The organism is Kitasatospora sp. NPDC059577, assembly GCF_042735475.1.
In the GTDB taxonomy this organism is placed as follows: Bacteria; Actinomycetota; Actinomycetes; order Streptomycetales; family Streptomycetaceae; genus Kitasatospora.
This window is the reverse complement of record NZ_JBHWBZ010000032.1, coordinates 70048-77946: the sequence shown is the minus strand read 5'-3', so window position 1 is coordinate 77946 and position 7899 is coordinate 70048. Positions and strand designations below refer to the sequence as shown.

Below are 7899 nucleotides of genomic sequence, written 5' to 3'. Positions count from 1 at the left end.
GGGGGGGGGGGGGGGGGGGGGGGGGGGGGGGGGGGGGGCGGGCGGGGGGGGGCGGCCCCCCCGGGGGGGGGGGGCCCCCCCCGGGGCCCCCCGGGCCTCCGGGCGGGGTGAGCCCCGTCGGTCTGCGCCGGCGCCTGCCGGGTTCAGCCGGCTCCCGTCGGCTCCCGTCGGCTTCTGTGGGTTTCCGTCGGTTACTCGGGGAGGACCGCCACCGCCTCGATCTCGATCAGCACGTCGGGCTTGAACAGGGCCACCACCTGCATCGCGGAGGCGGCCGGCAGGGGCAGGGAGCCCAGGTACTCGTCACGGGCCTCGCGGATGTCCGCGAGGTAGGCGATGTCGGTCATGAAGAAGGTGAACTTCACGACGTGCTCGAACCCGGCCCCGGCGGCGGCCAGGCAGCGGCGCAGGTTCTCGAAGACCTGCCGCGCCTGCGCCTTCGGGTCGCCCACGCCGACCAGGTTCCGCTGCTCGTCGAAGGCGACCTGGCCGGACACCTGGACCAGCCGGCCGGTGCCGGTGACGACCTGGGTGTAGCCGGTGCCGGGCGCGACCCCGGGCGGCTCGGTGATGTGGGTGAGGTGAGTGGTGGTCATGGCGCGGATAGTGCGCCATGATCCGTCCGCCCCGCAAGCCCCGGCTCCGTACCGCCGACCGGCCTCAGCGCACCACCTCGGGCAGCTCGCGCAGGAACGGGCGGTCGGTGGTGAGGAGTCGGGCGGCCGGCCCGCCCGACCGCAGGACCACGTCGAGGACCGCGGCCGGGTCGGCCGCGTAACCACCGCTGGCCCATGCCGCGTTGGCCTCGACGACGGCCCAACGTCCCTTCTCCGTACGGCCGACGTCCACCACGGAGGCACTCGGCAACGGAGCGCCGGCCGCGGTCGCGGCCAGTACGTCGCGGGTGAACGCGAGCACCTCGGCGGCCTCCCCGGCGGGCACTCCGCCGGCGTCCCCGCCGGCCTCCCCGGCGCCCTGTCCGGCAGCAACGCACGCGGTCTCCAACGGTGCGACGGACAACTCGCCGTCCACCGCGTACCGCGAACCGGCCCGCACCTCACCGTCCAGCACGAACAGGCGGTACTCCACGCCGAACCGCACCACCTCGCTCACCAGCACCGGCGTGTCACCGTCGAGCACGTCCGGCCCCGGCAGTGCGCCGCCGTCGGGGTAGACCCGGGCGGCGAACAGCTTGTCCGCCGGCGGCTTGACGAAGGCCGGCCGGCCCAGCCGGCGCGCCTCGGCCAGGGTGGTGGAAACGACCCGGCGCCCGGTCAGGGCCGGTGGCAAGCGGGTCAGCCAGTCGGCGGACGGCTCCAGCAGACCGAGTCCGAGGTCCCGTCCGACGGCGTCGCCGAACAGCGGACCGCCGTACACGTGCACCCGCTCGCCGAGCAGTTCGCGCGGCGCCTGCCAGGACGTCGCGACGCATGCGCGCAGGCCGCGGCGCCCTGCGGCGGTGCGCAGCTGGAGGCCGGTCTCGTTGATGCGCGGCGCGAGGAGCAGGACGGGAGTGTCGGCGGTCATGGCGACGATGCTGCCGTGGGCGCGGTGGCCGTGACCACCGGATTTCGGCCGGGGGCCGCGGTTCGTCGGCCTCGGCCGGGCGGGACGCCACCCCGGCGTGCGCGGGAGGCAGGGGCCGGTGGGTGACGGCTCGGCCGCCGGTGCGGGGCAGCCGGTGCAGGGCAGGGTGCCCGCGGCACGCGGCGGGTCGGCTCCGGCACGCGGGAGGTCGGACGCTCCTGAACGGCGGGTCGGCCGCCCGTACCCGGCAGGTCGGCTCCGGCACGTGGCAGGTTGGCTCTGGCCGAGGGGCGGGTGGGCGTGCCAGAGTCGTCCGGGCGCCGTCCGGCACCCCGGACCGCGCCCGCAGTCCCGTAGTCCGCAGTCCGACCCACCCTCAGCCGGAAGGCAGGCCCCGCCGATGACCAGCGCAGAGCCCCTCGTCCGCGTCAGCACCGCCGACGCCGTCACCACGCTCACCCTCGACTCGCCGCACAACCGCAACGCGCTCTCCACCCGCCTGATGGCCGAGCTGCACGCCGGGCTGGCGTCGGCCGCGGCCGACGCGGACGTCCGCGCCGTGATCCTCGGGCACACCGGCAAGGTGTTCTGTGCGGGCGCCGACCTCTCCGAGGCGACCGGCGCGGACCCGACGGTCGGCCCGCGCGGCCTGGTCGAGCTGCAGCGGGCGATCGTGGACTGCGCGAAGCCGGTGATCGCGGTCATCGACGGGCACGTGCGGGCGGGCGGGCTCGGCCTGGTCGGTGCGGCCGATCTCGCCGTCGCCGGACCGGCCTCGACCTTCGCCTTCACCGAGGTCCGGCTCGGCCTCGCGCCCGCCGTCATCTCGCTGCCGCTGCGCCCCAAGCTGGATCCGCGCGCCGCCTCCCGCTACTACCTCACCGGCGAGGTCTTCGACGCCGCCGAGGCCGCCCGGATCGGCCTGATCACCAGCGCCGGCGGGTCCGCCGAGGACACCGGCGTGATCCTGAAGGGCCTGCTGGACGCGCTGCGCCAGGGCTCCCCGCAGGGGCTGGCGGAGTCGAAGCGGCTGGCGAACGCCGAGGTGGTGCGCTCCTTCGAGCGGGACGCCGACGAGCTGGTGGAGCTGTCGGCGCGGCTGTTCGGCTCGGAGGAGGCGCAGGAGGGCATGCGGGCGTTCCTGGAGAAGCGGCCCGCGCGCTGGGTGCGCTGACCGTTCGCGGTGGTGACCGCGGGTGCGCCGGCCAGTGGCGTCGTGCCGGCCGGCGCATCCGGGGCGGGACGTGGGAGGCGTCAGGCCTCGGCCCTGTCCGGCCTAGCCGATCACTGCGGTGTCCCGCCAGAGGTCGAGCAGGCCCCGGTCACCGGTCCGCTCGACCTCCCCGGCCTGCTCGGCGGGCAGCCGGTTCCACAGCAGCCGGTAGAGCTCGCGGGCCGGGCCGGCGAGGGTCAGGTCGGCCGGTTCGGCGCTCGCGTCGGTGGTGACGGTCAAGGGTTCCCGGGTGATCGTCACGTGCCAGGAGCCGGGCCCGTCGGTCGCGCGGACCAGGAGGGTTCGCCGGTGGTCGCTGCGCAGGGTGCTCCGGCTGCCGGTCATGAAGCCGCGCAGCAGTTCGTCGATGCCGTCGAGGGCGAGCACGGTGTCCACGGGCGGCCCGGGCACACCGGCTGCGGCGTCCGCGTCCTGCCGGTGGATGGCGGTCTCGTGCGCCTGCCGCCGGGCCCAGAACGCGAGCGGGCTGGGCGTGGGCAGGAAGCTCCAGCACGCGAGGTCGGCCGGGGCCGTGGTGAGCGTGTCCACCAGCGTGGCGTGGCCCTCGCGGTACCAGTCGAGCAGTGCGGTGTCCGAGGGCACCGGCCCGACGGCCGCCTCCGCAGTGGCCTCGTCCGGCGGCGCCGACAGGCCCCGGGCGGTGATGGTGGCGGCCCAGCGGTGCACGGAGCCGACGTGTCGGAGCAGGTCCCGCACCTGCCACTCCGGGCAGGTGGGGACGGGGGCGGACAGGTCGGTACGGGCGGCGGCCTCGGCGAGCCGGGTGCCCTCGTGTCGCAGCGCGTCGATGTGCGCGGTGATCTCCATGGAGCGGAGTCTTCCATCGCGGAGCCGGGTGGTCCGCGATTTTCGGACAGTCATTCGAATGGTCGGGTTGGGGAGCCCCGCGGCGGGTGGGGCGGGCAGGCCGGGAGGGGGTGGTGTGATGTTGGCCGCCCGGCGGCCGGGCCTCCGCTACGGGCCGGTAACGTGAGCGCATGCCGATAACCCGCTCCCTCGTCTCCGCCGTCCGGGCAGGCGGCCGCCGTGCCGCCGGGCGCCTCGTCCACCGGGGTTGGCGCTGGGTGCAGACGGCGGGCGCGGTCACCAACCGGAGCCCCGGCCCGTACCGGTTCGGCGAGCTGGGGGACGGCACGACGCTCGCGTTCCCGCTCGGCGCGGTGTTCAACGAGCAGTGGATCACCATCGGGCCGTTCTCGATCATCGGCGAGCGCGTCACCATCAGCGCCGGGTTCCTGCCCGGCCTCGACCTCGGGCCGGAGCCGATCGTGCGGATCGGCGGCGGCTGCGTGATCGGCCGGGACAGCCACATCGTCGGCCACCAGTCGATCGTGCTCGGCGACGACGTCTGGACCGGGCCCGGTGTCTACATCTCCGACCAGGCGCACGAGTACCGCGCCACCGACCTGCCGATCGGCAAGCAGTGGCCGCGCAACGAGCCGGTGGAGATCGGCGCGGGCAGCTGGATCGGGACCGGTGCGGTGATCCTGCCGGGCGCCCGGCTCGGCCGGAACGTGGTGGTCGCGGCGGGCGCGGTGGTGCGCGGTGAGGTGCCCGACCACAGCGTGGTCGCCGGGGCGCCGGCCAAGGTGGTCCGCCGCTGGACCGAGGAGGAGGGCTGGCAGCCGCCGCTGCGCCACGACGCGCCCCAGCCGGTGCCGGAGGGCGTGACGGCGGAGCAGTTGCGTGCGCTGGTCGGGTGGGACCTGCGGCTGCCCGGCGAGCAGGACTGACCATGGTTTTGTCGATCCTTTAGGTGAATCCTCCACTGTTCTGACGATCTGTCGGTTGGCGTGCCTTTCATTCGATTTTGATCGACCTATGGACGATCAACCTGTGAACGGCGGAGTCTCATGCGCAACCGTCTCGTCGGCGGCCTCGTCACCGCCGGAATCGTGCTGGCAGCCGGGATCGCGACCGCACCCGCCGCCTCGGCGCAGGCCTCGCAGTACTGCGGATACACGGCCGCCCAGCCCACGCTGCGGTACGGCAACACCGGTGACGCGGTGAAGCAGCTCCAGTGCGAGCTCAACCACGTCACGTACTCCTCGGGCAGCGCCCGGCTGGACGAGGACGGGATCTGGGGCAAGGGGACCGACGCGGCCGTCTGGCGCTTCCAGCGGTGCACCGGCCTCGGGCAGGACGGTGTCGTCGGCCCGCAGACCTGGGACAAGCTGAACGGTTGGGTGCTGACCCACGGCTGGATCGACTGCTGAGGTCCGGATCCCGCGGAGGCGCCCGGCCGGACGACTGACCGCGCCTGCCGTCGGCACCCGGGCTGCGGCCGTCTCGTGGACGGCGGCGGTGCGGGTGCCTCCGGTTCCGCCTGGTGTGGGGTGCCGGGGGTGCCGGGGTTGTCGGCGTGATGTTCCCGGGGGATGGGATGGGATGGGGTGAGGGCGGGGTCGAACGGCCGTGCGCGGAAGGGGGCCCGAACTACCCTGCGATGGAGCCCTGTTCGGCGGCCCGCGCCGCGATGGCGGCGGTGATCCGCAGGACGTCGGCGGGCCGGGCCGGATCCAGGCCGGTCAGCGCGGCGATCCGGCGCAGCCGGTAGTCGACGGTGTTCGGGTGCAGGTGCAGCGCGCTCGCGGTGTGCCGGCGGTTGAGGCCGCCCGCCAGATGGGTGCGCAGGGTGGTGAGTAACTCCCCGGAGTCGGCCAGGGGTTCGAGCAGGGCGGCGAGCCCCGCGCGGGCCCGGCTGGGGCGGCTGAGCTGGTACTCCAGCAGGACGTCGTCCAGCCGGTGCAGCCCGGGTGGGTGTCCGAACGCCCGGGCGACGTCCAGGACTTCGTAGGCGAGGGCGGCTGCCTCCGGCACCTCGGCGGGTACGGCGGCGGCCGCACCGGCCAGGACCGGCGCACCGGCGGCCCGGGAGGCGGCAGCGAGGGTGGCGGAGAGCCGGGTCCAGGGGATCCCGGCACCGCCGTCAGGAGGTACCGGCGGAACCGAGCCCGTGGGCACGGCCGACGCCGACAGGCGCGACGGCCTCGGGGGCGCGGACCTTCCCGTGAGTACGGAGGGCCCGGACGGCTTGCACGGTTCGGACGGCTTGGACGGCTGCCACGGTCTCGGGGACTCAGGCCCGTTCGGGGCCCCCGGCGCGTCGTCGAGCGGGACGAGCACCAGGCCGCCGGAGGACGTGAGCGCCGTGAGGGCCGACTGCCGGGTGCGGTGGTCGAGTTCGGCGCCGAGCCGGCGGAGCTTGCGGTGGGCGGCGACGCCCGGGTCGACGCCGGGGGAGTGCTCGTCGGGGTGGTCGGCGACGGACAGGCAGAGCACGGCGTAGCGGGCGGGCAGCCGGAGCCCGGCGCGTGCGGCGGCCCCGTCGGCGGGGGTGCCCGCGAGCAGTGCGGTGAGCAGGGACTGCCTGGCCGTGGACCGCCGGTCGGCGGTCGGGCGACGTCCGTCCAGGTAGCCGGCCCCGGCCGCGGTCGCGGCCTGCCGGAGCTGGTCGAGCAACAGCCGGTTGAGGACCAGCAGTTCGGCGGAGTCGCCGTCCCGGGCGTGCCGGGTGACGAACTCCCAGCAGACCTCCAGCCCGAGGTGGTGGGCGAGCAGGACGGCGTCCAGCGGCAGGCCCTCCTCGGCGCGCCGGGCGGCGGACTCCCGGACGGCGGCGAACTCCTCGGCGGGGGCTGGGAGTCCGGTGCGGACGGTGTGGGCGAGGGCGCGGATCCGGCGCTCGGTGTCCCGGGTGAGTTCGCCGGTGAGCTGCTCGCGCGGCAGCCGGCGGTAGACCGGCACGCGGTCCAGCAGTGCGGCGACCACGGCCTGGGCCAACTCGCGTACCGCGCAGAGGAGCCGCTGGTCGGCCGGGAGACCGCCGATCACCGGGACGCGCCAACCCGGTGCCGGTGCGGGGGTGTCCGGGGGCGTGCAGTGGGGTGCGTTGTGACCGGTCACAGAGAACACCGTCCAGGTCTGGGGGACACCCAAGGGCCGGGCCGGAGGGGCGACCGCATGATGGAGCCACTCGGGTTACCTGTTGGTAACAAACTTCCGCTGTGGAGGCAACAGTTGAGAACCCCACTTCTCCGCTTCTCCGCAAATCCCCTGCGACGCACGCTCGGCGGCACGTTGGGCGCGGCCCTGCTGGCGGGTGCCCTGCTGGTCGGCGCGACGGCGGCGCCGGCTTCCGCGGCCCCGGCCGCCGGAGCCGCTACGGACGCCGTCGCCGCTACCGCCGTCGCCGCTGCCGGTACGGCCCGCGTGACCGCCGCCGAACTGCCGCCCGACGGCGACACGGTGGCCTCGCCGCCCGGCGCCAACGACTGGACCTGCCGGCCGACCGCCGCCCACCCCGACCCGGTCGTCCTGGTCCACGGCACCTTCGCCAACCGCTACGAGAACTGGCTGGCGCTCTCCCCGCTGCTGAAGAGCCTCGGGTACTGCGTCTTCGCCCTGGACTACGGGACCATCCCCGGCATCACCTCCACCGGAAGCGGCCTGCTGCTCCCGATCGGCGGGCTCGGCGCGGTGCCCGACTCGGCCGCCCAACTCGCCCGCTTCGTGGACCTGGTGCGCAACGCGACCGGCGCGCCCAAGGTCGACATCGTCGGGCACTCGCAGGGCGGCATGCTGCCGAACTACTACCTGAAGTTCCTCGGCGGCGCGTCCAAGGTCGGCAAGCTGGTCGGGCTGGCGCCCTCCAACCACGGCACGACGCTCGACGGGATCGTCAACCTCGCACCGTACTTCCCCGGCGTGGCGAACCTGATCTACACCGTCTGCCAGGCCTGCCGGGACCAGGCGGTCGGCTCCGACTTCAACAAGGCGATGGCCTCCCGCCCGGACACCGTGCCGGGCGTGAGCTACACGGTGATCTCGACCGTGTACGACGAGGTCGTTACCCCGTGGCGGACCCAGTTCCTCAACGGTCCGGGCGTCGACGACGTGGTACTCCAGGACCGCTGCCCGATCTCACTCGTTGAGCACGTCGGGATCGCGTTCTCGCCGACGGCGCTGCACCTGGTGACCAACGCCCTGGACCCGGCGCACGCCACACCGGTGCTCTGCGGCTGACGGCGGCAGCGGGGGGGGGCCCCCCCCCCCACCCCGGGGGGTGGAACACCGGGGGCTGAGGGTGGGGGGGGTGTGGGTTTGTGGGGTGTGGGGGGGGGGGGGGTGGGGGGAGG

General features: G+C 75.0%; 8 protein-coding genes. 4 read left to right on the top strand and 4 right to left on the bottom strand.

Annotation, left to right across the window (positions count from 1 at the left end; translation table 11 throughout):
• Positions 1-191 precede the first annotated feature (191 nt).
• Both ACFV0O_RS23950 and ACFV0O_RS23945 read right to left on the bottom strand, forming a co-directional pair.
• Positions 192-596 (bottom strand): RidA family protein, encoded by a 405-nt coding sequence (locus ACFV0O_RS23950; RefSeq protein WP_380345107.1) that lies wholly within the window; start codon positions 594-596, stop codon positions 192-194.
• A 64-nt stretch (positions 597-660) separates the two neighbouring features.
• Complete coding sequence (locus ACFV0O_RS23945) at positions 661-1527, bottom strand: ATP-grasp domain-containing protein (protein WP_380345105.1); 867 nt, start codon at positions 1525-1527, stop codon at positions 661-663.
• Between the two features lie 400 nt (positions 1528-1927).
• Between ACFV0O_RS23945 and ACFV0O_RS23940 the strand changes: the two genes are divergently transcribed.
• Positions 1928-2701 carry an enoyl-CoA hydratase family protein gene (locus ACFV0O_RS23940; protein WP_360262565.1) on the top strand — a complete coding sequence of 258 codons (774 nt, stop codon included), beginning with the start codon at positions 1928-1930 and terminating at the stop codon, positions 2699-2701.
• A 102-nt stretch (positions 2702-2803) separates the two neighbouring features.
• On the opposite strand, the gene ACFV0O_RS23935 is transcribed toward ACFV0O_RS23940, so the two are convergent.
• Positions 2804-3568, bottom strand: coding sequence for a maleylpyruvate isomerase family mycothiol-dependent enzyme (locus ACFV0O_RS23935; protein WP_380345103.1), 765 nt, complete (start codon positions 3566-3568; stop codon positions 2804-2806).
• 170 nt (positions 3569-3738) lie between these two features.
• Here ACFV0O_RS23935 and ACFV0O_RS23930 point away from each other — a divergent pair, with 170 nt between their 5' ends.
• Both ACFV0O_RS23930 and ACFV0O_RS23925 read left to right on the top strand, forming a co-directional pair.
• Complete coding sequence (locus tag ACFV0O_RS23930) at positions 3739-4494, top strand: acyltransferase (protein WP_380345101.1); 756 nt, start codon at positions 3739-3741, stop codon at positions 4492-4494.
• A gap of 120 nt (positions 4495-4614) precedes the next feature.
• Positions 4615-4977, top strand: coding sequence for a peptidoglycan-binding domain-containing protein (locus ACFV0O_RS23925; protein WP_360262562.1), 363 nt, complete (start codon positions 4615-4617; stop codon positions 4975-4977).
• A 220-nt stretch (positions 4978-5197) separates the two neighbouring features.
• Here ACFV0O_RS23925 and ACFV0O_RS23920 read toward each other — a convergent pair whose 3' ends face one another.
• A complete protein-coding gene (locus ACFV0O_RS23920) occupies positions 5198-6667 on the bottom strand; it encodes a helix-turn-helix domain-containing protein (protein WP_380345099.1) in 1470 nt (489 codons plus the stop codon).
• Positions 6668-6781: 114 nt separating this feature from the next.
• Between ACFV0O_RS23920 and ACFV0O_RS23915 the strand changes: the two genes are divergently transcribed.
• Complete coding sequence (locus ACFV0O_RS23915) at positions 6782-7786, top strand: esterase/lipase family protein (RefSeq protein WP_380345097.1); 1005 nt, start codon at positions 6782-6784, stop codon at positions 7784-7786.
• Positions 7787-7899 lie beyond the last annotated feature (113 nt).